Origin of the sequence: Arthrobacter koreensis (assembly GCF_009193255.1) — a bacterium.
Taxonomy (GTDB): domain Bacteria; phylum Actinomycetota; class Actinomycetes; order Actinomycetales; family Micrococcaceae; genus Arthrobacter_B; species Arthrobacter_B koreensis.
The window spans coordinates 340,958-367,114 of sequence record NZ_WACG01000002.1 but is presented as its reverse complement, the minus strand read 5'-3'; the positions used below and the strand labels follow the sequence as shown (position 1 = coordinate 367,114).

Sequence of the window (26,157 nt, the reverse complement as noted above, 5' to 3'; positions counted from 1 at the left end):
GCTCCCCATGCAGGGAAGGGCCCGCTATTCACCGCCTGCCCGGGAAAGGTTCCGGGCAGCCCAGCCATCCCAGCCTAGCTAAGATTCAATGATTTCGCCGGTGGTCATGTTCACGGCCGGCGCCGCGTCGACGGCGGTGGATGCCAGGGCGGCCTGCAGCGCGGCAGCCATCGATGGACCAATGCCCGGCACCTCCTGCAGCTGCGCCGCGTCGGCCTGCTTGAGCCGGCGGACGGAACCGAAGTGCTTCAGCAGTGCCTTCTGCTTAGCCGGACCAAGGCCGGGGACTGAGTCCAGCACCGAAGCGGTCATGGACTTGCCGCGTTTCTGCCGGTGGAACGTGATGGCAAAACGGTGTGCTTCGTCTCGAATCCGCTGCAGCAGGAACAGGGCCTGGGAGGAACGCGGAAGGATCACCGGGAAGTCGCTTTCCGGAACCCACACCTCTTCCAGCCGCTTGGCCAGACCCACCACGTACACGTCGGTGATGCCCAGGTCCTCAAGGGCCTTCGACGCCGCTGAGACCTGGGGCTTGCCGCCGTCGACCACCACCAGGTTGGGCGGGTACGCGAACTTTGCCTTCGGCGTTGCCGTCAGCGTGTCAGCCACCGGGGTGCCGGGACCGGGGACAGGAGCGCCGGCGCCGGGTTCGGCATCCGGAACTTCCGCGGCGGGATCGAAGTTTTCCGCCAGGTAGTGCTTGAACCGCCGTGAGATGACGTCGTACATGGACGCAGTGTCATCGCGTGCGGCCTCGCCCGTGATGGAGAAGCGCCGGTAGTCGGACTTCTTCATCAGCCCGTCCTCGGCGACCACCATCGAGGCAACCACGTTGGTTCCCTGGACGTGGGAGATGTCGTAGCACTCGATCCGCAGCAGCGGAACCGGCAGGTCCAGCGCCTCCTGCAGTTCGGACAGCGCGGCGGACCGGGTGGTGAGGTCTCCGGCACGGCGGCTCTTGTGCAGCCGCATGGCGTCCTCGGCGTTGCGGGTGACGGTTTCCATCAGTGATTTCTTGTCCCCGCGCTGAGGGACTGAGATCTTGACCTTGGAGCCGCGCAGGCCGTGCAGCCAGACCTGTAGTTCCTCGGCGTTTTCCGGCAGCACGGGCACCAGGACGCGCCGCGGAATGCTGTCCTGTGCCGAGGCCTCACCGTAGACCTGCTGGAGCAGGTGTTCCACCATTTCGCCGGTGTCCATGTCTTCGACCTTCTCCACCACCCAGCCCCGCTGGCCGCGGATCCGGCCGCCGCGGACGTGGAAGACCTGCACCGAGGCTTCGAGCTCGTCCTGCACCATGCCGAAGATGTCCGCGTCGGTGTCCTCTGACAGGACCACGGTGTTGCGTTCGAAGACCTTCTTCAGTGCGGCGATGTCATCCCGGAGCCGTGCTGCGGACTCATAGTCCAGATCCGCAACCGCTGCCTGCATCTGCTTTTCAAGGTCATTGATGAAGCGCTTTCCCTCGCCGGACATGAAGGAACAGAGTTCAGCGGCCAGCGCCTTGTGGTCTTCCGGGCTGATCCGGCCCACGCAGGGAGCGGAGCATTTGTCGATATATCCGAGCAGGCAGGGCCGGCCGGTGCGCTCCGCCCGCTTGAAGACCCCTGCACTGCAGGTGCGGACGGGGAACACGCGCAGGAGGGTGTCGAGTGTCTCGCGGATGGCCTTCGCCGGGTAGAACGGGCCGAAGTAGCGGGTGTCCTTCCGGCGTTCCCCGCGCATCACCTGGGCGCGGGGGTACTTCTCCCCCATGGTGACGGCAAGGTACGGATAGGACTTGTCATCCCGGAACATGATGTTGAACCGGGGATTGAATTCCTTGATCCAGGTGTACTCAAGCTGCAGTGCTTCGAGTTCGGTACCAACCACCGTCCATTCGACGCTGGTGGCCGTGAAGACCATGGCCCGGGTCTTGGGCATCAGCTGCCGGGGGCTGGCGAAGTACGAGTTCAGCCGTGAACGGAGGTTCTTCGCCTTGCCAACGTAGATGACCCGCCGGTATTCATCCCGGAATCGGTATACCCCGGGTTCGGTCGGGATCTCCCCCGTCCGGGGCCGGTAAGTTGCTGGATCTGCCACTTTTCCATCCTACGGCCCAGCCCCGGCGGCCGGAGCCGGGTTCGCCGCCCGCGCAAAGCGCCGGAAGGGGCCTATGCGCCGTCGGGCTTGTTCTGGTTGTAGCTGCCGGCCCGTTCCTGCCCGGACAGTTCGGCGATCGCGTCCATGACCGCATCGGTCACCCGGCGCCGTTCCGGAAGCGCATGCTGGGGTCCTGTCTTGGAGAAGTAGAGCGGGCGGCCCACGGTCATGGTGAACGAGTGCGGCTTGACCCATTTCTTGCCGGCAGGCTGCAGCCTCTCCGTGCCCACCAGGCCTACCGGAACCACCGGCGCACCCGAGGTGAGGGCAAGCCAGCCGACGCCGGTGCGGCCCCGGTAGAGCAGCCCGTCACGGGACCGCGTGCCCTCGGGGTAGATGCCGATTCCGCCGCCCGTTTCCAGGACGTCGAGCAGGGACTTGAGGGCAGCAACGCTGGCCGCCTGCTGGCCGCGTTCCACCGGAATGGACCCCACGCTCTCGAAGAAGTTGCGCATTGCGGCGCCCTTGAGGCCGGGTGTGGTGAAGTACTCGGCCTTGGCGAAGAACCCGACCCTGCGGGGCATGAGCGCTTGGATGAGCACGCTGTCCAGGAAGGACAGGTGGTTGGCTGCCACGATGAAGGGCCCGCTGGTGGGGATATGCTCCAGTCCGGTGATGGTGGGCCGGCAGAGGGAAATGAGACCGCGCGTGCTCGAGCGGGTGAGGTTATAGAGTCCCATGTGCACCTGCCGTCCGGACACATGAATGCACGGCCGGGACCAGGTCTTCCGGGAACTGCACGACGGCGGCGGCACCGGCTGCCTCAAGCTCGCCGTCCTGCGCGAATCCCCAGCCCACTCCAATGCACGGGATGCCGTTGGCGGAAGCACCATGGACGTCGTGGGACCGGTCGCCGATCATCACGGCAGTGGAATACTCGCCGGCATGCTGCGCCAGGGCTGCCCGCACAATGGAGACCTTGCCGTCGGCAGCGGCCAGCCGTTCGTCTGCCGGTGAACCATGGATCGAATCGAACAGGAGATCAAGCCCCTGGACTGCCAGCAGTTCACAGGCAAGGGGTTCAGGCTTCTGGGTTGCGACGGCCACGAGTGCGCCTTCAGCCCGCAGGGTACGCACGGCGTCCGCTACACGGGGGTACGGCCTGCTCGAGGCCATTCCGGTTTCCCGGTAGCCCCTGCGGTACTCGGCGATCACGTGCTCCAGGCGGTCCGCGGGCACCGCAGCGATTCCGGTGAGGGAATCCTTCAGCGCTGGCCCCACCATGCGGTCCAGCTCAGCGGCTGGCGGGACGGGGAGTCCCGATGCGGCGAGAGCTGCCGCAATGCCTCCGGTAATGCTGCCGGCCGGGTCCACCAGCGTTCCATCCAGGTCGAAGAGGACCAGGAGCCTTGAATTCGTCACCGGGCAAGTTTCGCACAGAGAACCGCGGGAGGGTAAACCAGCAGCCGGAGGTATAACCGGACCGGAATATGTCAGCTGTATTTGCTGTCCGGGCAGGGCCCCTAGCCGAGGATTTCCGCCAGGAACCTGCCGGTATGGCTGTCCGGGGACTTCGCGACCTTTTCGGGCGTGCCCGAGGCGACGACCATGCCGCCGCCGGTGCCGCCGTCGGGACCCAGGTCGATGAGCCAGTCGGCACTCTTGATGACGTCCAGGTTGTGTTCGATGGTGATCACGGTGTTGCCCTTGTCCACCAGGCCCTGGAGCACGAGGAGCAGCTTGCGCACGTCTTCGAAGTGCAGGCCGGTGGTGGGTTCGTCCAGCACGTAGACACTGCGGCCGTTGGAGCGCTTCTGAAGCTCGGCCGCGAGCTTGACCCGCTGGGCCTCGCCGCCGGAGAGCGTAGTGGCCGGCTGGCCCAGGCGGACGTAGCCGAGTCCGACGTCGACCAGCGTGTTGAGGTGCCGGGCGATCGGGGCGAAGGCAGCGAAGAACTCAGCCGCTTCGGCAATCGGCATGTCCAGGATTTCGGCGATGTTCTTGCCCTTGTAGTGGACTTCCAGGGTTTCCCGGTTGAAACGGGCACCATGGCAGACCTCGCACGGAACGTAGACGTCCGGCAGGAAGTTCATCTCGATCTTCAGGGTGCCGTCGCCGTGGCAGGCTTCGCAGCGCCCTCCCTTGACGTTGAAGGAGAACCTGCCCGGCAGGTAGCCGCGGACCTTTGCTTCCGTGGTTTCGGCGAAGAGCTTGCGGATGTGGTCGAACACGCCTGTGTACGTTGCCGCATTGGAGCGCGGTGTGCGTCCGATGGGGCTCTGGTCCACGTGGATGACCTTGTCCAGGTGTTCCAGTCCGTCAACCCGGGTGTGGCGCCCCGCAACGTGCTTTGCGCCGTTGAGCTTGCTGGCCAGGACCCGGTAGAGGATGTCATTGATCAGCGTGGACTTGCCGGAACCGGAGACGCCCGTGACTGCGGTGAAGACACCCAGCGGCACACTGACGTCGATGTTGCGCAGGTTGTTCTCCCGCGCACCGACGATCTTGAGCTGGCGTGACTTGTCCACCTTGCGCCGCTTCGCGGGAATCTCGATCTTCCGCCGGCCGGCGAGGTAGTCGCCGGTGACGGAGCGGGTGTTGGTGAGCAGTTCGGACAACGGTCCGGAGTGGACGATTTCGCCGCCCTTCTCCCCTGCCCCGGGTCCAACGTCGACGATCCAGTCGGCTTCGTGGATCGTGTCTTCGTCATGCTCTACGACAATCAGGGTATTGCCGAGGTTCCGCAGCCGGGCCAGGGTTTCGATCAGCCGGCGGTTGTCCCGCTGGTGCAGTCCGATCGACGGCTCATCCAGGACATACAGCACACCAACCAGGCCGGAGCCGATCTGGGTTGCCAGGCGGATCCGCTGGGCTTCGCCGCCGGACAGGGTTGCAGCCGGACGGTCCAGGGACAGGTACTCCAGGCCGACGTCGAGCAGGAAGGTCAGGCGGGCCTTGATCTCCTTGAGGACCTGCTCACCGATCTTCGCCTCGCGGTCCGTCAGTTCGAGGTTCTCGAAGAAGGCAGCGGCGTCGCGCAGGGGCATGGCGCTGGCTTCGGCGATGTTGCGCTTGTTGATCAGCACTGACAGGGAGGCCGGGTTCAGGCGTGCGCCGCCGCACTCGGGGCATGCGATTTCCCGCATGTACTCCTCGTACCGGTCGCGGGAGCTCTCGGACTCGGTTTCCTGGTGCTTGCGCTTGATGTAGCCGATCACGCCTTCGAAGCCCGTGGTGTACTTGCGTTCCCGGCCGAAGCGGTTGCGGTACTGGACCACCACCTTGTGGTCCTTGCCGTGCAGCACGGCCTCCCGGGCCTTGGCGGGCAGCTTCTTCCACGCCACATCCATGGAGAAGCCCATGTCCTTGGCCAGGCCGGTCAGCAGGCGGTTCCAGTACTCGGTGGTGGCAGTGCCCATCGACCAGGGCGCGATTGCGCCGGCGGCGAGGCTGAGGTTCGGATTGGGAACCACCAGCTCCTCGTCCACCTCCAGCCGTGAGCCGATTCCGGTGCACACCGGGCAGGCGCCGAACGGGTTGTTGAAGGAGAAGGACCGCGGTTCAATCTCGTCAATGGCCAGCGGGTGCTCGTTAGGGCAGGCAAGATGCTCGGAGAAGCTCCGGGTCCGCTCCGGGCTGTCCTCCGGGAGGTCCACGAAGTCCGCCAGGACACGGCCGTCTGCCAGCCCCAGGGCGGTTTCAACGGAATCCGTAAGCCGCTGGCGGATGCCTTCCTTGGCAACCAGGCGGTCGATGACCACTTCGATGGTGTGCTTGTACTGCTTGCCCAGCTTGGGCGGATCAGACAGCTGGATGGTCTTGCCGTCTACCTTGGCACGCGAGTAGCCCTTGGCAGCGAGGTCCTTGAAGAGGTCCACGAACTCGCCCTTGCGTCCGCGCACCACCGGGGCCAGGATCTGGTATCGCGTGCCCTCTTCAAGCTCGAGCAGCTGGTCGGTGATCTGCTGCGGGGTCTGTCGGGTGACGGGTTCACCGCAGACCGGGCAGAACGGAGTGCCTACGCGTGCCCAGAGCAGGCGCATGTAGTCGTGGATCTCGGTAATGGTGCCCACGGTCGAGCGGGGGTTCCGGCTCGTTGACTTCTGGTCGATGGAAACTGCCGGTGAGAGCCCCTCGATAAAATCGACGTCGGGCTTGTCCACCTGGCCCAGGAACATCCGGGCATAGGAGGAAAGGGACTCGACGTAGCGCCGCTGGCCCTCGGCGAAGATCGTGTCGAACGCCAGGGAAGACTTTCCCGATCCGGAGAGGCCCGTAAAGACGATCATGGCGTCGCGCGGGAGATCAAGGTCCACGTTCTGCAGGTTGTGTTCCCTTGCACCCTTCACCACCAGGCGCGAAAGATCGCCGGATGGGTGCGGATTGTGGCCAGAAGTCAGTGAAGTCGCGGTAGACACGCTTTCCACTCTAGATCAAACGGGATTCGAAGACGTATTCGAGGGCGGGCGTGTTCACCGCTGGCGTAGGGCCGCCTGGACGATGGACAGCGCTTCCTTGTGGTCCACCCCGTTGGCGCTCACCGTCTCGGCGAAAACCCGTGCGGCTTCGGCGACGCGGCGGCGTCCGTTGTCCCCTGCGGCTGCCACGACGGTGCCGGCCCGGGACCGCGTGGTTACCACCTCGGCCTGCTCGAGTTCGCGGTAGGCGCGGGCCACCGTATTGACCGCCAGTCCCAGCTGCGCAGCGAGGGTACGCACCGGCGGAAGCCGGGTGCCCACGGGCAGGCTGCCGTCATTGGCGGCGTCGAGGATCTGCAGGCGGAGCTGTTCGTACGGGGGCACCGAGCTTGCCGCATCGATCCGCACCCAGTTGAGCACGCCGTCGTCCATGCCACCGCTCTCTTTTCACCTGCCGCCGGTCCGCGGATCCGGGCCGGTACCGGATCCATCTTGCCACGGACCTGGCCCGGGCCGGCGGAGGACGAACCTACTCCGGTGAGTCAGCGGTGGAAGCCGGTTCGCTGAACTGGGACTGGTAGAGCTGAGCGTAGAAGCCGCCGGCGTCCAGGAGGGCCTCATGGGTTCCCTGTTCGACGATTTCCCCGTTGCGTACCGCGAGGATGACGTCCGCGTCGCGGATGGTGGAAAGCCGGTGGGCAATGACGAAGCTCGTGCGGGCCTCGCGCAGCGCTCCCATGGCCAGGCGGATGGCCACCTCGGTCCGCGTGTCCACCGAGCTGGTCGCTTCGTCCAGCACGAGGATGGACGGGTTGGCCAGCCAGGCCCGGGCGATGGTGATGAGCTGGCGCTGCCCCTGGCTCAGCGACCCGCCGTCTGATTCGAGGACAGTGTCATAGCCTTCCGGCAGCGAACGGACGAAATGGTCAACGTGGGTGGCTTTCGCGGCGGCAATGATTTGCTCTTCGGTGGCGTCCGGTGCCCCGTAGGCCAGGTTCTCCCGGATGGTTCCCTCGAAGAGCCAGGCGTCCTGGAGGACCATGCCGATGCGGCGGCGCACGTCGTCGCGGGTCATTGCCATGGTGTTCACGCCGTCCAGCAGGATTTCGCCGGAGTCCACGTCGTAGAAGCGCATCAACAGGTTCACCAGCGTGGTTTTCCCGGCTCCGGTTGGTCCGACGATGGCAACCGTCTGGCCCGGTTTAGCGTCAAAGGAGAGGTCCTGGATCAGCGGAACCTGTGGTGAATAAGAGAACCTGACGTGCCTGAAGGCGACGTCGCCGCGGACCTTTCCGAGCCGCACCGGATCCCTGGGATCGGGTGCGATCTCCTCCGCATCCAGCAGGGCAAAGACCCGCTCAGCGGATGCCAGGCCGGACTGGAGCATGTTAATGAGCCCGCCCAGCTGGCCCAGCGGCTGGCTGAACTGACGGCTGTACTGCACGAACGCCTGCACGCCCCCGATGGACAGCGCGCCGCCGGCCACCTGGATGCCGCCAACGACGGCGACGGCGACGTAGTTCAGGTTGGATATGAACGTCATGGTCGGCATGATGACGCCGGAGACGAACTGGGCGCGGAACGAAGACTCGTAGAGCCGTTCATTCCCCGGATGGAAACCTTCCACGACGCGCTCCTGCTGGCCGAATGCCTTCACCACGTCCTGGCCGGTGAACATCTCCTCGATGTAGCCGTTGACTTCGCCGGTGGTTTTCCACTGGGCCTTGAACTGCACCTGCGAGCGCTTGGCGATCAGGACGGTCACCACGGCGGAGACGGGAACCGTGAGCACGGCGATCATGGCCAGCAGCGGGGAGATCCACAGCATCATGCCCAGCACCCCCAGGATGGTCAGCACTGAGGTGATGACCTGGGTGATGCTCTGCGAGAGGGTCTGGGCCAGGTTGTCAATGTCATTGGTGACCCGGCTCAGCACGTCTCCCCGGGACTGCTGCTGGAAATGGGACATGGGGAGCCGGAACAGCTTGGCGTCCACGTCCCTGCGCAGCCGGTACATGGCGTTCTGCACTATGCGCGCCGTGACCCGAGCCTGGGCCCAGCCGAAGAAGAAGGACGCAAGGTAGATGCCGAGCACGGCCATCAGCAGCATGCCCAGCGTGGTGAAGTTGATGCCCTGCCCCGGAACCGCGTCCATGGCGGCGAGCATGTCCGCCAGCTGGGTCTGACCGGATTCCCGCAGCGCCTGGACCTGGTCTGCCTTGGAAACCCCCGGTGCCAGGGAGGCGCCGATGACTCCGTCGAAGATCACGTTCGTCGCATCGCCGAGGACCTTCGGTGCGGTGACGGCGAGCGCCACGGAGACGACGCCGAAGACCAGCACGGCGGCTACACGCCACGTGTCCGGTGAGAGCAGCCTGAGCAACCGGGAGCTGGAGGCCCTGAAGCTTGCCGGCTTGGCTGTGGGACCGCCGCCGCGGCCATGCATGCTCACAGCGCTTCCTCCGGTGCGTACTGCGAGGAGACGATCTCCCGGTAGGCGGTGCTGGACTCGAGCAGTTCGGCGTGCGTGCCCATTCCGGCGATCCGCCCTTCCTCCAGGACGATGATCCGTCCCGCGTCGGTAATGGTGTTCACCCGCTGGGCCACCACGATCACCGTCGCGTGGGCTGTGCGCTGTTTCAGGGCTGCGCGCAGGCGTGCGTCGGTGGTGAAGTCGAGTGCGGAGAAGCTGTCGTCGAACAGGTAGATGTCCGGCTGGACGACCAGTGCCCGGGCGATGGCAAGCCGTTGGCGCTGTCCGCCGGAGAAGTTGCCCCCTCCCTGCTCCACTGTGTGGTCCAGCCCGCCCTCGGCCGCCCGGACGAAGTCAGCGGCCTGCGCGATTTCGAGAGCCTCCCAAAGCTCCTCGTCCGTGGCGCCGGGTTTGCCGAAGCGCAGGTTGGACGCGATGGTGCCGGAGAACAGGTGTGCGCGCTGGGGTACCAGTCCAATACCGGAGCGGAGGGAATGCAGGGTCACGCCTGCTGTGTCCTGCCCGTCGACGCTGATGCTGCCGACGGTCGGATCCAGCAGCCGGGGAACCAGGTTCAGGAGCGTGGACTTCCCGGCTCCGGTCGAACCGATGATCGCGGTGGTCTGTCCGGGTTCCGCCACGAAGCTGATGTCCTGCAGGACGGGATCCTCGGCCCCGGGATAGGTGAACCCCACCCCCGCAAAGACCAGGCGTCCGCCGTCGTACACCAGCTCCCGCGCATCCGGGGCGTCCCGGACGCTGGTCCGGGTATCCAGCACTTCGTAGATCCGCTCCGCACAGACGGCGGCCCGCGGCAGCATCATGATCATGAACATGGACATCATCACGGCCATCAGGATCTGCATGATGTAGGCGATGAACGCCGTCAGCGCACCGATCTGCATCTGTCCCGCGTCGATGCGGAAGGCACCGAGCCAGACCACTGCCACGGTGGCCAGGTTCGCCACCAGCATGGTGGCGGGGAACAGCAGTGCCAGATACTGGCTTACCCGCAGCTGCGTCCCGGTGAGGTCGCTGTTGGCGCCGTCGAACCGTTCCTTCTCCGTGCTTTCGCGCACGAAGGCCCGGATCACGGCGATCCCCATGATCTGCTCGCGCAGCACCCCGTTCACCCGGTCGATTTGCTTTTGCGCCCGGCGGAACAGCGGAACGAGCCGGCGCAGCACCAGTCCAATGATGATGACCAGGACGGGCAGGATCAGCAGGAGGACGCCGGAGAGCGGAACATCCTGGTTCAGGGCCAGCAGGACTCCGCCAATTCCCATGATGGGCGCAGACACCATCATGGTCATGGTCAGCAGCAGGGACATCTGCACCTGCTGGACGTCATTGGTTGTCCGGGTGATCAGTGACGGAGCGCCGAAGAGGCCAACCTCCCGGCCGGAGAATGTCTCCACATTGGTGAACAGCGAGCGCCGGACGTTCCGGCCCACCCGCATGGCGGTGCGCGCCGCGAAGAAGGTAGCGGCAATTGAACACACCACCTGGGCGGCCGTGACGGCCAGCATCCAGCCGCCGATGTTCAGAATGACGGAGGTGTCCCCCTTCACCACTCCCTGGTCGATGATGTCCGCATTGAGGGTGGGCAGGAACAGAGTTGCGGCGGTCTGCAGGAACTGCAGGATGACGACGGCGGCAACCGCACCTTTGTACGGAGCCAGGTTTTCGCGAACGAGCCGAAGAAGCACGTATCCTCCCGGAACTGCCGGGGCGTTCCGGCACCATCTGAACGTACGCCCGGTATGCCCAGCGGGCAAGGGAGCCACGGACACGCAGGCCGGGTGCCCCGCTGCGGAGCGCGGGCACCCTTTAGACTGGCGCCATGCTGGATACCAGGAACGTTTCGATTCGCCGTGCCTCCGTAGGCTCCATGGACAACAACGTCTACGTGCTCACCGCCAAGAATTCGGGAGTGCAGGTCCTCATTGATGCCGCAGATGATTTCCCCCGCATTCAGGAACTGCTCGACGCCGGTGCCGCGGACAGCAGCTCCGGCAAGGCCGCGGTCCGGATGATCATTACCACCCACAGCCACTGGGACCATGTACGGGCCCTGGCCGAAGCCAAAGCTGCAACGGGCGCGCGCACGGCCGCGGGCGGCCCGGATACCGCGGACATCGAAGTTCCCACCGACGTGCCGCTCTCCCACGGGGATGTGCTGGACTTCGACGGGTTTGACCTGGAGGTCATTGCGCTGCGCGGACACACCCCTGGTTCCGTTGCCCTGGTCTACCGGGATCCGGAAGGACCGGCGCATCTGTTCACCGGTGACTCGCTCTTCCCGGGCGGCGTAGGCAACACCCAGAAGGACCCGGAGCGCTTCAATTCGCTCTACCGGGACGTAGTCGAACGTATATTCGAACAGTTCCCGGACGAAACGCTCGTCCACCCCGGCCACGGCGCCGGCACCACGCTGGGAGCCGAACGTCCGCACCTCGGGGATTGGAAGGAACGCGGCTGGTAGTGCCGGTGCCCTAAGGCTTGTGCGCCACCATGAAGATCCTGCGGAACGGCATCACGGTTCCCCAGGACTTTGGCGGATACGCCTCCCGCAGCAGCGCTGCGTATTCGGCTTCGAACGCCCGGTACTCGCCCGGTTCCAGGGCCTGCATCACCGGCCGAAGGGCTGTACCCCGTACCCAGTCGAGGACAGGATCCGGGCCGTGGAGCACCTGTGAGTAGCTGGTCTCCCACACATCGGCGGCCATGCCGGCGTCCACGAACAATTCAAGGTACTCTCCCGGCTCGGCTACCGAATCAGTTCCGCGGAGCACTCCTGCGAGCGCCTGCACATAACGCGGGCTGGCTGCCAGCTCCCGCATGAGTGCATGCGACGGGGCTCCGAAATTGCCCGGGACTTGGACTGCGATCCACGATCCGGGTTCCAGTGCCTTCGCCCATGGGTCCAGCAGGTCCATGTGCCCCGGGACCCATTGCAGGGCCGCATTGGACAGCAGGACTCCCGGCCCCGGGAGCGGGTTCCAGTCCTGGATCCGGCCCTGGGCGAAGCTGAGGTTCCGCCCGGAGCGGGCGTGGGCTTCCCTGATCATGTCCTCGGAAGAATCGATGCCCATGACGGGGCTTGTGGGCCAGCGGTCCGCCAGGACCGCAGTGAGTGCACCGGTTCCACAGCCAAGGTCCGCAACCCAGGCGGGGTCACTCTCCGGCTGCCCGGCTCCGATCCTGGTGGCCAGGTCGAAGAACGGCCGGTCACGGTAGTCCGCAAACTGAAGGTAGCGCTCAGGGTCCCATTTCATGCCCGCGAGCCTAGCAGCGCCGTCGTACCCGGCTTTGGAGCCAGCGCCGGTGATTTTTGCCGCCGGGCTAGGCTGGTAGGTGAGATGAAACTACTTGACTCGCTTCCCGCGGCAGCCAGCGGAACCACGACCATTGATCCGGACGAGGTCTACACGTCCTTCCTCGAGTGGGTGGAAGGCCGCGGCATGTCCCTCTACCCTGCCCAGGACGAGGCAGTGATGGAGCTGGTAACCGGGAACAACGTCATCCTGGCCACACCCACGGGCTCAGGCAAGTCCATGGTGGCCATCGCCGCGCATTACTACGCCATGGCGCTGGACGAGCGCAGCTACTACACCGCCCCCATCAAGGCCCTCGTCTCGGAGAAGTTCTTCGCCCTCTGCGACATTTTCGGTGCGGAGAACGTCGGCATGGTCACCGGTGATTCCTCGGTCAACAAGGACGCCCCGATCATTTGCTGCACGGCGGAGATCCTCGCAAACATTGCCCTGCGTGAAGGCGCCGACGCTGACATCGGAACCGTCATTATGGACGAGTTCCACTTCTACTCCGATCCGCAGCGCGGCTGGGCGTGGCAGGTTCCCCTGATGGAGCTGCCGCAGTCCCAGTTCCTGCTGATGTCCGCCACCCTGGGTGACATGACCCGGATCAGCACGGACCTCTCCGAGTCCACCAACCGGGACACAGTGACGGTGTCCTCGGTGCAGCGGCCCATTCCCCTGCACTACTACTACGTTGAGACACCGGTGCAGGAGTCCCTCGAGGAACTCCTGGCCACGAAGCAGGTTCCGGTCTACGTGGTGCACTTTTCCCAGATTGAGGCCATTGACCGCGCACAGGCGCTGATGAGCATCAACGTCTGTACCCGCGAGGAGAAGGACCGCATCGCGGAGCTGATTGCCGGCTTCCGGTTTGCCCCCGGGTTCGGCAAGGCCCTGAACCGGCTCGTGCGCCATGGAATCGGCGTGCACCACGCCGGCATGCTGCCCAAGTACCGCCGTCTGGTGGAACAGCTGGCCCAGGCCGGGCTGCTGAAGGTCATCTGCGGTACGGACACCCTGGGCGTAGGCATCAACGTTCCGATCCGCACCGTGCTGATCACTGCGCTGAGCAAGTATGACGGCACACGCACCCGGCCCTTGAAGGTCCGTGAATTCCATCAGATCGCCGGACGTGCCGGACGTGCCGGCTACGACACGGCGGGCACCGTCGTCGTGCAGGCGCCTGACCACGTGATCGAGAACGCCAAGGCCATGGCCAAGGCACAGGCCAAGTTCGGCGATGACCAGAAGAAGCTGCGTCAGGTCGTGAAGAAGAAGCCCCAGGCCGGTTTCGTGTCCTGGGGCAGGCCGACCTTTGAAAAGCTCGTGGAGGGCACCCCGGAGCCCCTGACCTCCAGCTTCAACATCACCCACTCCATGCTGCTGAACCTGCTCGAGCGCCCCGGTGATCCTTTTGCCGCAGCGAAAAAGCTGCTCGCCAGCAACCATGAGAGCCGGTCCTCCCAGCTGGCCCTCATGAAGAAGGCGCTGAGCATTTACCGCGAGCTGAAAACCGCGGGCATCGTGGAAGTGCTCCCTGAACCCGACGCCGACGGCCGCACCGTCCGCCTGAAGGTTCACCTGCAGCCCAACTTCGCCCTGAACCAGCCGCTATCTCCGTTCGCCATGGCATCCCTGGAGATCCTGGACCCGGAGAGCCCGTCCTATGCACTGGACGTGGTTTCGGTGATCGAGGCGATCATGGAAAAGCCGCGCCAGGTGCTCTCTGCCCAGGAGAAAAAGGCCCGCGGCGAGGCCGTTGCCGCCATGAAGTCCCAGGGCATCGAATACGACGAGCGGATGGCGCTGCTCGAAGAGGTCACGTACCCGCAGCCGCTGGCCGAGCTGCTGGAACAGTCCTTCGAGGTCTACCGTTCCGGCGCGCCGTGGCTGGGCGAATTCGAACTCAGCCCGAAGTCGATTGTCAGGGACATGTACGAACGTGCCATGAGCTTCGGTGAGTATGTGGCTTTCTATTCGCTGGCCCGCTCCGAGGGCGTGCTGCTTCGCTACCTCTCCGATACCTACAAGGCCCTGCTGCACACGGTTCCCCCGGAGCGTCTGCGCGAGGACCTGGAGGACATTATCGAGTGGCTCGGCGAGCTGGTACGCCAGACGGACTCATCGCTGCTCGATGAGTGGGAAGAGCTGACATCCGGGGTCAATCCGGACGCCACCGACGAGCCGCTGCTGCCTCCGGTGCCGGACCGTCTCACAGCCAACGTCCGGGCCTTCCGGGTGATGGTGCGCAACGAGATGTTCCAGCGGGTGAAACTCTTCGCGGATGAGGACGACCGCGCCTTGGGCGAGCTCGACGGCGACGCCGGCTGGGATGCGGACCGCTGGGCGGACGTGCTGGACGCCTACTTCGAGGAACATGATGACATCGACGACGGTCCTGACGGGCGGGGTCCGGACCTGCTGATCATCAAGGAGCAGCCGGGCAAGTGGGAGGTGCGGCAGATCTTCAAGGATCCCGCCTGCCACCGTGACTGGGGCATCAGCGCCGAAGTTGACCTGGCCGCTTCGGACGAAGCCGGCTCCCCCGTCATACGCGTCATCCATGCCGGGCGCCTGGACTAGGCTGGATGCCATGCAGATTCGAGCCGCACGCAAAGACGATGTACCGGTAATCCTTGAGCTCATCCATGAGCTCGCCGTTTATGAAAAGGAACCGGACGCGGTTCGGAATACCCCCGAGGCGCTGGAACGCCACCTCTTCGGTGACCACCCCGCAGTCTTCGCGCACGTCCTGGAGGATGAGGGAAAGGTGCAGGGCTTCGCTCTCTGGTTCCTGAACTATTCCACCTGGGAAGGTGTTCACGGCATTTGGCTTGAGGACCTCTACGTCCGGCCGGAAACCCGCGGACGCGGCTACGGAAAGGCGCTCCTGCGCTGCCTGGCGCAGACCGCCGTCGAACGCGGGTACGCCCGCGTGGAATGGACCGTCCTGAACTGGAACGAACCCTCCATCAATTTCTACAAGTCACTCGGTGCCCAGCCCATGGATGAGTGGACCACCTACCGCCTGACCGGCGGCGCCTTGGAGGAGTTCGGCACCCACGGAGCAGCATGAGCGTCCCGCACACAGCTTCGGAGCCGAGGGCCGTCCGCGGCATGCGCGTAGTGGAGCACCGCTTCACTGTCCCGTTGGACCACTCCCGGCCGGGCGGGGAGCAGATCAGCGTCTTTGCGCGCGAATACTCCGACCCTGCGGTTTCAGGAGACGTGCCGTGGCTGCTCTATCTCCAGGGCGGCCCAGGCGGGAAAGGCAATCGGCTGCTGCAGTTCGGCGGCTGGACCAAGGCGGCCTCACGGCACTTCCGGATCCTGGTGCTGGATCAGCGGGGTACCGGACTCTCCACACCGGCGAACAGGCAGAGCCTGGCCCTGCGGGGAGATGCAGCCGCGCAGGCTGAGTACCTCACCCACTTCCGGGCAGATTCGATCGTCGCCGACGCGGAGCTGGTCCGGGCGGCCCTTGGCTCCGGACCGTGGAGTATTTATGGCCAGTCCTACGGCGGGTTCTGCGCACTGACGTACCTGTCCTTCGCGCCGGACGGAGTCAAGGAGGCGCTGATTACCGGCGGCCTGGCGCCCCTGACCGGCCCCGCGGACCGGGTCTACCGGGCGACGTTCGCCCGGGTAGCAGCCCGGAACGCCGAATACTTCGCCAAGTATCCGCAGGACCGCGAAACCGCAACCCGGATTGTCCGGCATCTGGAGGCCGTTCCCGAATCCCTTCCGGACGGTTCACGGCTCACCCCGGGGCGCTTCCAAATGGCCGGGTCCTTCCTGGGCGGCAACACGCGGATGGACGGGCTTCATTACCTGCTCGAGGAAGCCTTTCTCCCGACGCCGGAGGGCCCGCGGCTTTCCGACACCTTCCTGGCCGGCATGTGGCAGCTCGCCGAGCGGTCCACCAACCCGTTGTACGCCCTGATGCACGAATCGATCTACGGGCAGGGGCAGGCCACGAACTGGGCTGCGTGGCGGGTGCTGCAGTTCCGGCCCGAGTTCACGCCGGACGCCCCGGAGCCGCTGTTCACCGGTGAAATGGTCTATCCCTGGTATTTCGAGGAAGATCCTGCACTGCGCCCGCTGCGGGAGACGGCCGATCTGCTGGCCGCGAAGCCCGACTGGCCGGCTCTCTATGACTGCGGGCAGCTTGCTGCCAACACGGTGCCTGTGGCGGCTGCCGTCTACACCGACGACATCTACATGGACCGGGACTTGTCCCTGGAAACCGCCGAAGCCGTCCGCGGCTTGAAAGTTTGGGAAACCGCTGAGTTCCACCACGACGGCATTGCGGACGACGGCGAAGGCATCTTCAACCGGCTGCTCGGCATGGTGCGCGGGGGCGAATAAGGCCATAACCGAACCGAGGTTAGGGAATTTTGCGCAGGACCTGACGGCCGGACCCAAACCGGCCTAACCTGACTGGAGCAGCACACGGTTGAGGAAGGTCCTCCCATGACTCCCAGCACGCGTTACAGCCCTCCCCCGGAGCCAACCGTCAAGCCCCGCTCGGGGCAGCGTTGGAGGGGACCGGTTTCGACGGTACTCGGCATCCTCGCCGGGCTGGCCCTGGTGGCTGCGGTGATCGCCGGATACGCCGGCAGCCTGGTCAGCAGCACCGACCGCTATGTCGCCACGGTTGGGCCCGTCATCCAGGACCCCGCCGTGCAGGCGGACCTGTCCGGACAGATATCGGACCAAATCACCTCGCGGATGGACATCAGCTCCACCATCCAAGACGAGGTGGCCCAGCGAAGCGATACGCGGGCAGCGCAGGGACTGGCATCGGTCCTTGGCCCCCGGATCGCCGAGAGAACCAACAACCTGGTTGAACAGACCGTCTCGAAGGCCGTGGCGAGCCAGGCTTTCGCGGTGATGTGGACTGATGCCAACCGGGCGGCTCACCAGGTCCTCGTTCGTGCACTGGAAGACGATCCGGGCGGCGTTGCATCCATCGGGGGGAACGGCGACGTGAGTATCTCCACGACGGCGATGATCAGCGAGGCCAAGTCCCGCCTGCTGGCGCAGGGAGTAGCCGCGGCGTCGGCGATTCCCGACGACGCCGGGCAGGACTACACAGTGTTCAGTGCCCCTGGCCTCGCGGCTGCGCTTTCAGCCCTCGACACCCTGGGGCGTGTTTCCGCGGTTCTTCCGTGGGCTGCCCTCCTGCTGGCGGCCGGGGCGGTGCTGGCTGCTCCACGGGGTCGCCGGCTCCGGAGTGGGATCGTCCTCTCCCTGGCGGGAGGCGGAGCGGCGCTGGCCGCTGCCCTCGCCCTGCGGGTGGTCGAACAGGGAATCGTCAACGCCGCCGGCGGAAGTGCCGTTTCCCCGGAAGCCGCCGCCGCGGTCAGCGGTGCCTTCCTGGACCCGCTCTCAGGAGCTCTGCGCTCGGTGCTTGTCCTGGCCCTGCTGGCAGTGGGAGTGCTCTACGCGGCCGGGCACCCCTCACGCTGGTCCGGATGGGCTCTGCGCCATCTTCGGATCTACCAGGGGACGGCAGCAGCGCTCACCGTGCTCGTGCTGTTCCTGCCGGGACTCGCCCCCGGGATTGTCCTGGGAGTGGCAGCCGTAATGGTGGCGGTCATTGTTGTCCTGGAAGTCATGGCCCGCACACAGCGCACGCCGGCTCTCGCTTAGAGAACCGGCGTGCGCTGGTCCCGAATGATGACGGAACCCTTTAGGCCAGGGCTTTCTCCTTGAGCCGGCCGAACTCGTCGTTTGAAATCAGGCCTTCATCCAACAGGGATTTGGCGGAGGATATCTGCTCTGCTGCGCTCTGGCTGCCTGCAGTGCGCCGAATATACTCGGCCGCCTGCGCTTCGGACTCACTGGCACGCCGTGCGCTCCGGGCGGCCATGCCGCTGCCGCGGGCAATGACATACACCAGGGCGGTGAGGTACGGAACGAAGAGCAGGAAGAAGATCCAGACTGCCTTCGCCCAGCCGTTCAGGCTGTCATCGCGGAACAAGTCCACGAAGATCTGGAAAAGCAGGATCAGGTACGCGAAAACGAAGAACACCACAACGATTGACCACAGTACTTCGAAGAAGTTCATGGCTGTTCCTTTGGAGCCGCAACGGATACGAAATAGCCCTGTGCGGGCCGTGAATTCCCTGACGGGGACGTAAGGCTGTATCGGAAGGCTAGCACCGGCTTCGCCGGATGGATCCGGAGCGCACAAACTGGATGGCGGCAGAACGACGGCGGCGGTCCCCCGCCGCCCTGGCAGGGAACCGCAGCCGTCATACCGGCCCGGGCGGCCGGCGTGCACCGTGCCGGCTACTCGCCGGCGCCGGGCTTGCGCGGGTCTGAGGCCAGGAACCTGGCACGCGCTTCGTTTGAGATCTCGGGCAGTTCGACGTCGGACCGGCTTTCGGCAGCCTTTTCGGCTGCCCGGTAGGTCTTGGTGACATCGTCGTACGCCTGGGCGCGCTCGGCGTGCGGGGCATCCTCTCCCAGGCTGCGGTACACCTTGAGTGCGGCTTCCAGGGAAGCGACTGCCTGCACGGCTTTCGCCTTGCGGCTCAGCAGGCTGGCAACCGTGGCAATCACGATGGTGCCGAGGATGACGGCGAGCGAGACGAAGGTGGGGATCTCCGGTGCCCAGGCAACGGACTCTCCGCCGTTGATAAAGGGCAGTTCGTTCACATGCAGGGCGTGCAGGATCAGCTTCACACCGATGAAGGCAAGGATGACGGACAGCCCGTGCTTGAGGTAGATGAGCCGGTCCATCAGGCCGCCGAGCAGGAAGTAGAGCTGGCGCAGCCCCATCAGGGCGAAGATGTTGGCCGTGAAGACGATAAACGCGCTCTGCGTCAGGCCAAAGATCGCGGGAATCGAGTCGACCGCGAACATCAGGTCCGTCACGCCGATGGTGATGAACACGATGATCATCGGGGTGAAGACTTTCTTGCCGTCCACCACGGTTCGGATCTTGCCGCCGTCGAAGTTCTCGGTCATCGGCAGGAACCCGGTGAGCTTGCGGACCAGCTTGTTGTCGCTGCCGCCCTCTTCGTCTTCACCGTTGTCCGTCGCCTGCTTCCACGCCGTCCACAGCAGGAAGGCACCGAAGAGGAAGAAGACCCAGGAGAAGTTCTCGATCACGGCGGCACCGACAATAATGAAGATGCCGCGGAGGATGAGCGCAATGATGATGCCGAACATCAGCACTTCCTGCTGGTACTTCCTGGGTACCGAGAAGCGGGCCATGATGATGATGAACACGAACAGGTTGTCGATGCTGAGGCTGTACTCGGTCACCCAGCCCGCCACGAACTGGCTGCCGTATTCCGGGCCGGTAAAGATGAACATCATGACGGCGAACAGCAGCGCCAGACCAACGTAGAACCCGACCCACAGGCCGGCCTCCTTCATGGACGGTTCATGCGGCCGCTTGACGACCAAAAGCAGGTCGAAGAGCAGTACCAGCCCTAGGACAATGAACGTACCAACCTCGAACGCGAGGGGTAATGCGGGCATGGGAGCAGACCTTTCAGAGCACGGAAAAGGCGGGGTTCCCGCAGCTGCTACGGAAATGCCCCACCGCCGTCGAAAAGTTTACACCCAGCTGCTCCTAAGCGTGCCCGGCGTTCTGCATCTGCCGCAGTTCCTTCTTCAGGTCCCCCACCTCATCGCGCAGGCGGGCGGCAAGTTCAAACTGGAGTTCCGCGGCAGCCGCATGCATCTGCTCCGTCATCTGCTCGATCAGGGACGTAAGGTCCTCTGCGGGTGCCGCGGCAAGTCCGTCCTTGCGGACGGTCTTCGCGCCCTTGCCCTTGGTCTTCTTCTTCGCGGCTTCTTCCAGCAGTGCCTTGGTGTCCGCGTCTTCCCGGGCGAGGGAATCGGTGATGTCTGCGATCCGCTTGCGCAGCGGCTGTGGATCCACGCCGCGTTCCTTGTTGTAAGCGACCTGGATGGCCCGGCGCCGGTTGGTCTCGTCAATGGCATGAGCCATGGAGTCCGTAATCCGGTCCGCGTACATGTGCACCTGGCCGGAGACGTTTCGCGCGGCACGGCCGATGGTCTGAATCAGGGAGGTTGAGCTGCGCAGGAAGCCTTCCTTGTCGGCGTCGAGAATTGAGACGAGCGAGACTTCCGGAAGGTCCAGGCCTTCACGGAGCAGGTTGATGCCCACCAGGACATCGAAGGTGCCCATCCGCAGTTCACGGAGCAGTTCCACGCGCCGGAGGGTGTCGACGTCGGAGTGCAGGTACTCGACCTTCACCCCGTTTTCCAGCAGGTAGCCGGTGAGGTCTTCGGCCATGCGCTTGGTCAGTGTGGTGACCAGGACGCGTTCGTCCTTCTCGGTACGGGTCCGGATCTCTGCCAGCAGGTCGTCAATCTGGCCCTTGCTGGGCTTGACCACCACTTCCGGATCCACCAGGCCGGTGGGCCGGATGATCTGCTCCACCACGCCGTCGGCCTTGCCGAGTTCGTACTTGCCCGGTGTCGCGGAAAGGTAAACGGTCTGGCCGATCCGCTCCAGGAACTCATCCCACTTCAGCGGCCGGTTGTCCATTGCCGACGGCAGCCGGAAACCGTGCTCCACGAGGGTCCGCTTGCGGGACATGTCGCCCTCGTACATGGCGCCGATCTGCGGGATGGTCACGTGGGACTCGTCGACCACCAGGAGGAAGTCGTCCGGGAAGTAGTCCAGGAGGCAGTGCGGTGCGGTGCCGGGTCCGCGGCCGTCGATCCAGCGCGAGTAGTTCTCGATGCCGTTGCAGAAACCCATCTGCTGCATCATTTCCAGGTCATAGGTGGTGCGCATGCGCAGCCGCTGCGCTTCCAGCAGCTTGTTCTGCCCTTCGAGTTCCTCCAGGCGCCCGCGCAGTTCGTCCTCGATGCCCTTTATGGCTCGGTTCATCCGGTCCGGTCCGGCTACGTAGTGTGATGCCGGGAAGACGTACATTTCCTGCTCGTCGCGGATCAGGTCTCCGGTGAGGGGATGGAGTGTCTGGATGCTCTCCACCTCGTCGCCGAAGAACTCGATCCGGATGGCTTGTTCCTCGTACATCGGAATAATTTCCACGGTGTCCCCGCGCACCCGGAAGGTGCCGCGGTGGAAGTCCATGTCATTGCGGACGTACTGCATTGAAACGAACTTGCGCAGCAGGTCGTCACGGTTCATCTCCATGCCGCGGCGCAGCGTGACCATGCCCTGGATGTACTCTTCCGGGGTACCCAGGCCGTAGATGCAGGAGACCGTGGCGACGACGATGACGTCGCGGCGGGTTAGCAGGGCGTTAGTGGCCGAGTGGCGCAGCCGCTCCACTTCCTCGTTGATGGAGGAGTCCTTCTCGATGAATGTATCCGTCTGCGGCACGTAGGCTTCGGGCTGGTAGTAGTCGTAGTAGGAGACGAAATACTCGACGGCGTTGTTGGGCAGCAGTTCGCGGAACTCGTTCGCCAGCTGGGCCGCCAGCGTCTTGTTCTGCACCATCACCAGCGTGGGGCGCTGCACCTGCTCCACCAGCCAGGCCGTGGTGGCGCTCTTGCCGGTACCCGTGGCGCCCATCAGGACAACGTCCTTCTCGCCGGCGTTGATGCGCTCGGCGAGTTCCTTGATGGCGGTGGGCTGGTCGCCTGCCGGGGAGTATTCGCTGACTACTTCAAAAGGGGCAACAACACGATTGATGTCCTGCGCAAGACTCATGCTTCTACGCTACTCCGGGTCGCGGTCAGCTGTTGTCCGTATTGCTGACGGCATAACCCCCTGGCCCTAGCTGCCGCCGGTGCGGAGCCGTTCCTGGTTCAGCGGCACCAGCCGGGAACTCCAGAGGCCCCGGACCGCCTCGACAAGGTCCTCAGGGGTGGCGGTGTTCTCCAGCACAACGTCCGCGACTGCGGCGCGCTGCTCCGCGGTCGCCTGGGCGGCGATCCGGGCCCGTGCATCTTCGGGTGTCATCCCGCGGTCCCGGACCATGCGCGCGATCCGCTCCTCCTCGGGCGCTTCCACCACCAGGACAAAGTCGAAGTTCCCAGCCTGTCCGGTCTCCACGAGCAGCGGTATGTCCTGCACCAGGATGCCGTCCTCCGGAACCTGTGCCGCCAGTTCCGCGGCCCGGGCGCGGACCAGCGGATGGACGATTGAATTGAGCGTCGCGCGCTTCTCCTCATTCCCGAACACGATCGCGGCCAGAGCGGCGCGGTCCAGGGTTCCGTCTGCGGCAAGCACCTGCGGACCGAAAGCATCGACGACGGCGGCCAGCCCGTCGGTGCCGGGTTCCACCACCTCCCGGGCCAGGGCATCAGCGTCAACCAGCACAGCCCCGCAGTCTGCCAAGGTGCGGGCGACCAGTGATTTTCCGGCTGCGATTCCGCCGGTGAGACCTACCTTCAGCATGGCCACCAGCCTACCTTCCCCGAAGGCCCCGGGGCGGATGCGGCCACGGGGCCAACTAGACTGGCAGGGTGAGTGATATCCAGGCAGCTTCGGGACGCTACACGACCGTCGCCGCAGATCACCGCACTGAACTCGACATCAAGCGCTCGCGGTTCATCACCGTCCTCCGGCGTACCGAAACCGAGGACGAAGCGCGCGGCCTCATCGCGGAGCTGCGCCGGGAGTTCCATGACGCCCGGCACCACTGCAGTGCGTTCGTCCTGGGTCCCGGCCGCGAGGTCCAGCGCTCCAGCGACGACGGGGAGCCCTCCGGCACTGCCGGAATTCCCATGCTTGAGGCGCTGACGAAAAGGGAGACTTTCGACGGCGCCTCGGACCTCAGCGACATCACGGCCGTCACGGTCCGCTACTTCGGCGGGATCCTGCTCGGGGCAGGCGGCCTGGTCAGGGCGTACTCGGAGTCCGTGTCCTCGGCACTGTCCTCCGCTTCCCTTCTCCGCCGCCGCCGCATGCAGCTGTGCGCCGTTCCGGCAAGCCATGCCGCTGCCGGGCGGCTGGAGAATGACCTGCGCATCGGCGGCTACACCGTGCGCGGCACCGAGTACGGAGACGGCGGGGCCGTGATTACGGTTGCCCTCCCAGACATCCCGGGTGCTGCCGGCGATTTCCAGGATCACCTTGCCGCCCTCACAGCCGGAGATACCTCTGCCGAACTTATCGCCACCGAATGGATTGACCTGTGACAGCTTTCGACGCTTCGTTTGACTTCGACCTGCTGGGGCGGGCTCCGGACGTGGAGGCGGAGAACCTGCAGGCGTTCGACACCGCGGACAAACTGCTGCTGGATACCGCAGCGGGCGACCTCGAAGCCGCGGCTGCAAGCGGCAGCGGTGCGCCCATGGTTATCGGGGATTCTTATGGTGCACTCACGCTCGGCGCGGCAGCGCGCTATTCGCTCTCCGGGATCCGGGTGCATCAGGATCCCTTCTCCGGCGAGCTCGCACTGGACCGGAACGCGGCCCGGCTGGGCCTGGCCGGACGCTACACGCACTCCGGACTCACCCCTGAGCTGGTGGGCGGTGCACGCATTGTCCTGCTGCGCCTCCCCCGGTCACTGGATGCGCTGGAAGAGATTGCACAACTCCTCGCCGTCCATGCAGCACCGGACGTCCGCATTTACGCCGGCGGACGCATCAAGCACATGACCACAGCCATGAACGACGTGCTGCGGCGGTACTTTGGATCGGTCACGGCAGGACTGGCACGACAGAAATCCCGGGTACTGACCGTTAGCGGCCCGCTCCCTGCGGACACGTTGCCGGCGTCCCGATTTCCGCTGGCGGCAGCGTACGACGTCGGACTGCCGGTTCCGCTGCAGCTGCGGGCCCGCGGTGCGGCCTTTGGGGGCGCATCGCTGGACCCCGGCACCCGCTTCCTGCTGCCGTTCCTGGTCCAGGCCCGCGGCGCAGCGGAAGCCGTGGACCTTGGCTGCGGCAACGGTGCCATAGCAGCGTACCTGGCACTGCTCCGCCCGGACACCGGGATCCTGGCCTCGGACCAGTCCGAGGCAGCCGTCGCCTCTACCCGGCTGACGCTAGCCGCCAACGGCGTGGCGGGCCGCGCCGTCGTCCAGCGGGCGGATGCCCTGTCCTGGCTTCCGGACCGTTCCCAGGACCTTGTGGTGCTCAATCCGCCTTTTCATATTGGAGCCAGCGTGCATACCGGCATCGCCCACAAGCTCTTTGCCGACGCGGCCCGCGTGCTGCGTTCCGGCGGCGAACTGTGGACTGTCTGGAACTCGCATCTGGCCTACCGGTCTGCCCTTAACCGCCTGGTGGGACCCACACGCCAGGCGGGCCGCAATCCGCGTTTTACGGTCACGGTCAGCACGCGGCGCTAGGAAAACACAGCCCGCCGACAGCGGACACGAGAAATCGGAGAGAGCGCTCTCTTGACAGTGAACCGCGTCACATCTAGGCTCTCAGCAAGATCAGAGAGCGCTCTCTGGAACGGTTGGGAACATCGGAACCGTGCCGGGCCTCTTGTGGTTCACCGAGCATCAGCTCTGAATTAGTCCCGACTGGACGAGCCTGGCACCTTCGGCACGGTCCTCCCCCGGGATAAACCGGCAAGACACACACAAAGGAGTGACCGTGAAAAAGTTCCGATATTCAGCGTCTGTGGTGGCAGGAGCAGCGGCCGTGGCCCTGCTGGCCGCCGGCTGCAGCAGCGGCAGCAACAGCGGCGAGGCGGCTTCGGAAGACAACCCGGTTGAACTGACCGTCACTACCTTCGGCACCTTTGGGTATGACGATCTTTACGCGGAATACGAGGACGCCAACCCAGGCATCACCATCAAGGCAACCAACATCGATACCGGCGGCAATGCCCGGACGGATCTTTTCACCAAGCTCGCCGCCGGATCCGGCGTGAGCGACGTGGTTGCCATCGAAGAGGGCTGGCTCGGCGCCATCATGGAGGTCTCCGACAAGTTCGTTGACCTGAACGAATACGGTGCCGAGGACATCAAGGACAACTGGGTGGAGTGGAAGTACAACCAGGGCACCGACCCCAGCGGGCGCGTCATTGGCTACGGCACGGACATCGGACCCCAGGGCATCTGCTACAACGGCAAGCTTTTCGAGGCAGCAGGCCTGCCCAGCGACCGCGAAGCCGTAGCTGAGCTCCTGGGCGGAGAAGACGCCAGCTGGGAGAAGTACTTCGAGGTAGGCAACCAGTACAAGGACGCAAGCGGCAAGCCCTGGTTCGACCAGGCCGGCTTCGTGTGGAACTCAATGGTCAACCAGATGGAAGAGGGCTACTACACCAAGGACGGAGAGTTGAACGTCGATGGAAACGAAGCCATGATTTCGCGGTTCGAGCAGCTCTCCACCGCCATCGGTGATGGCCTGTCCTCCAACCAGAAGGAATGGGACTGGGCGAACGGCAAGGCCTTCCTCGACGGTTCCTTCGCCACCATGGTCTGCCCCGGCTGGATGCTGGGCACTATCCAGGGCAAGGTCGAGTCGGCGGGCGGCGGCATGGACAGCGGCTGGGACTTCGCAGATGTCTTCCCCGGCGGAGCCTCGAACTGGGGCGGAGCGTTCCTCTCCGTACCGGAAAGCTCCGAGCACAAGGAGGAAGCGGCAAAGCTCGCAGCCTGGCTGACCCACCCGGACCAGCAGATCAAGCAGAGCGAAGCAGCAAACAACTTCCCGAGCACCATCGCCGCACAGGAAACCCTCGCAGAGGAAGCAGCACCTAACGAGTGGTTCAACAACGCACCCACCGGTGCAATCCTGGCCGAACGGGCGAAGGGCGTCGAAGCGCAGTTCAAGGGACCGGATGACTCCGTGATCCAGGAGAACGTCTTCGGTCCCCCGATCGACCTGGTCGAGACCGGCCAGGCCGACGCCGACCAGGCCTGGGCCAAGGCGCTCGAGCTTCTCAACGACCTGGTTATCAACAACTAGCAGCGCCGCACGCGGGGCCTCCGGCCAG

At 65.0% G+C, this 26,157-nt stretch carries 19 protein-coding genes and 1 pseudogene; 8 read left to right on the top strand and 12 right to left on the bottom strand.

The window, feature by feature from the left end; all coding sequences use genetic code 11:
• Positions 1-78 precede the first annotated feature (78 nt).
• The 7 genes from uvrC to GD628_RS08590 all read right to left on the bottom strand — a co-directional run bounded on the left by uvrC (position 79) and on the right by GD628_RS08590 (position 10,682).
• A complete protein-coding gene (gene uvrC, locus GD628_RS08620; protein WP_091605016.1) occupies positions 79-2,082 on the bottom strand; it encodes an excinuclease ABC subunit UvrC in 2,004 nt (667 codons plus the stop codon).
• A gap of 71 nt (positions 2,083-2,153) precedes the next feature.
• On the bottom strand, positions 2,154-2,822 hold the full coding sequence (locus GD628_RS08615; protein ID WP_152274437.1) for a lysophospholipid acyltransferase family protein: 669 nt from the start codon (positions 2,820-2,822) through the stop codon (positions 2,154-2,156).
• A complete protein-coding gene (locus GD628_RS08610; RefSeq protein WP_193313229.1) occupies positions 2,809-3,504 on the bottom strand; it encodes an HAD hydrolase-like protein in 696 nt (231 codons plus the stop codon). Before GD628_RS08610 ends, GD628_RS08615 begins: the two co-directional genes overlap by 14 nt.
• 101 nt (positions 3,505-3,605) lie before the next feature.
• The gene (uvrA, locus tag GD628_RS08605) at positions 3,606-6,500 is read right to left on the bottom strand and encodes an excinuclease ABC subunit UvrA (RefSeq protein WP_226802443.1); all 2,895 of its coding nucleotides are present in this window, start codon (positions 6,498-6,500) and stop codon (positions 3,606-3,608) included.
• Positions 6,501-6,554: 54 nt separating this feature from the next.
• Entirely contained in the window at positions 6,555-6,932 is a 378-nt protein-coding gene (locus GD628_RS08600) for a GntR family transcriptional regulator (protein WP_226802442.1), read from the bottom strand.
• 97 nt (positions 6,933-7,029) lie between these two features.
• Positions 7,030-8,946 carry an ABC transporter ATP-binding protein gene (locus tag GD628_RS08595; protein ID WP_152274602.1) on the bottom strand — a complete coding sequence of 639 codons (1,917 nt, stop codon included), beginning with the start codon at positions 8,944-8,946 and terminating at the stop codon, positions 7,030-7,032.
• A 2-nt stretch (positions 8,947-8,948) separates the two neighbouring features.
• Positions 8,949-10,682 carry an ABC transporter ATP-binding protein gene (locus GD628_RS08590; RefSeq protein ID WP_152274434.1) on the bottom strand — a complete coding sequence of 578 codons (1,734 nt, stop codon included), beginning with the start codon at positions 10,680-10,682 and terminating at the stop codon, positions 8,949-8,951.
• Positions 10,683-10,816: 134 nt separating this feature from the next.
• On the opposite strand from GD628_RS08590, the gene GD628_RS08585 reads away from it, so the two are divergent.
• Positions 10,817-11,458, top strand: a complete 642-nt coding sequence (locus tag GD628_RS08585; RefSeq protein WP_152274433.1) for an MBL fold metallo-hydrolase — start codon at positions 10,817-10,819, stop codon at positions 11,456-11,458.
• A 10-nt stretch (positions 11,459-11,468) separates the two neighbouring features.
• Here GD628_RS08585 and GD628_RS08580 read toward each other — a convergent pair whose 3' ends face one another.
• Complete coding sequence (locus tag GD628_RS08580) at positions 11,469-12,251, bottom strand: trans-aconitate 2-methyltransferase (RefSeq protein ID WP_152274432.1); 783 nt, start codon at positions 12,249-12,251, stop codon at positions 11,469-11,471.
• Between the two features lie 84 nt (positions 12,252-12,335).
• Between GD628_RS08580 and GD628_RS08575 the strand changes: the two genes are divergently transcribed.
• The 4 genes from GD628_RS08575 to GD628_RS08560 all read left to right on the top strand — a co-directional run bounded on the left by GD628_RS08575 (position 12,336) and on the right by GD628_RS08560 (position 17,948).
• Positions 12,336-14,876, top strand: a complete 2,541-nt coding sequence (locus tag GD628_RS08575; protein WP_152274431.1) for a DEAD/DEAH box helicase — start codon at positions 12,336-12,338, stop codon at positions 14,874-14,876.
• 10 nt (positions 14,877-14,886) lie between these two features.
• Positions 14,887-15,369 carry a GNAT family N-acetyltransferase gene (locus GD628_RS08570; RefSeq protein ID WP_152274430.1) on the top strand — a complete coding sequence of 161 codons (483 nt, stop codon included), beginning with the start codon at positions 14,887-14,889 and terminating at the stop codon, positions 15,367-15,369.
• Positions 15,366-16,661 (top strand): alpha/beta fold hydrolase, encoded by a 1,296-nt coding sequence (locus GD628_RS08565; protein WP_226802441.1) that lies wholly within the window; start codon positions 15,366-15,368, stop codon positions 16,659-16,661. The genes GD628_RS08570 and GD628_RS08565 overlap by 4 nt, the downstream gene beginning before the upstream one ends.
• Before the next feature lie 105 nt (positions 16,662-16,766).
• Positions 16,767-17,948, top strand: coding sequence for a hypothetical protein (locus tag GD628_RS08560; RefSeq protein ID WP_152274429.1), 1,182 nt, complete (start codon positions 16,767-16,769; stop codon positions 17,946-17,948).
• Between the two features lie 40 nt (positions 17,949-17,988).
• Here the strand turns inward: GD628_RS08560 and GD628_RS08555 are convergent, their stop codons facing one another.
• The 4 genes and pseudogenes from GD628_RS08555 to coaE form a co-directional block, all read right to left on the bottom strand.
• Positions 17,989-18,366, bottom strand: coding sequence for a PLDc N-terminal domain-containing protein (locus GD628_RS08555; protein WP_152274428.1), 378 nt, complete (start codon positions 18,364-18,366; stop codon positions 17,989-17,991).
• Between the two features lie 428 nt (positions 18,367-18,794).
• Positions 18,795-19,790 (bottom strand): annotated as a pseudogene (locus tag GD628_RS08550) (TerC family protein); the annotation flags it as partial.
• 94 nt (positions 19,791-19,884) lie between these two features.
• Positions 19,885-21,966, bottom strand: coding sequence for an excinuclease ABC subunit UvrB (gene uvrB / locus GD628_RS08545; protein ID WP_091605054.1), 2,082 nt, complete (start codon positions 21,964-21,966; stop codon positions 19,885-19,887).
• 66 nt (positions 21,967-22,032) lie between these two features.
• The gene (gene coaE, locus GD628_RS08540) at positions 22,033-22,656 is read right to left on the bottom strand and encodes a dephospho-CoA kinase (protein ID WP_193313228.1); all 624 of its coding nucleotides are present in this window, start codon (positions 22,654-22,656) and stop codon (positions 22,033-22,035) included.
• Between the two features lie 68 nt (positions 22,657-22,724).
• Between coaE and GD628_RS08535 the strand changes: the two genes are divergently transcribed.
• From GD628_RS08535 to GD628_RS08525, 3 genes are all read left to right on the top strand, one after another.
• A complete protein-coding gene (locus tag GD628_RS08535) occupies positions 22,725-23,399 on the top strand; it encodes an IMPACT family protein (RefSeq protein ID WP_152274425.1) in 675 nt (224 codons plus the stop codon).
• On the top strand, positions 23,396-24,556 hold the full coding sequence (locus GD628_RS08530; protein ID WP_152274424.1) for a class I SAM-dependent methyltransferase: 1,161 nt from the start codon (positions 23,396-23,398) through the stop codon (positions 24,554-24,556). The genes GD628_RS08535 and GD628_RS08530 overlap by 4 nt, the downstream gene beginning before the upstream one ends.
• 253 nt (positions 24,557-24,809) lie before the next feature.
• Positions 24,810-26,129 carry an ABC transporter substrate-binding protein gene (locus GD628_RS08525; protein ID WP_091605063.1) on the top strand — a complete coding sequence of 440 codons (1,320 nt, stop codon included), beginning with the start codon at positions 24,810-24,812 and terminating at the stop codon, positions 26,127-26,129.
• Positions 26,130-26,157: the final 28 nt, after the last annotated feature.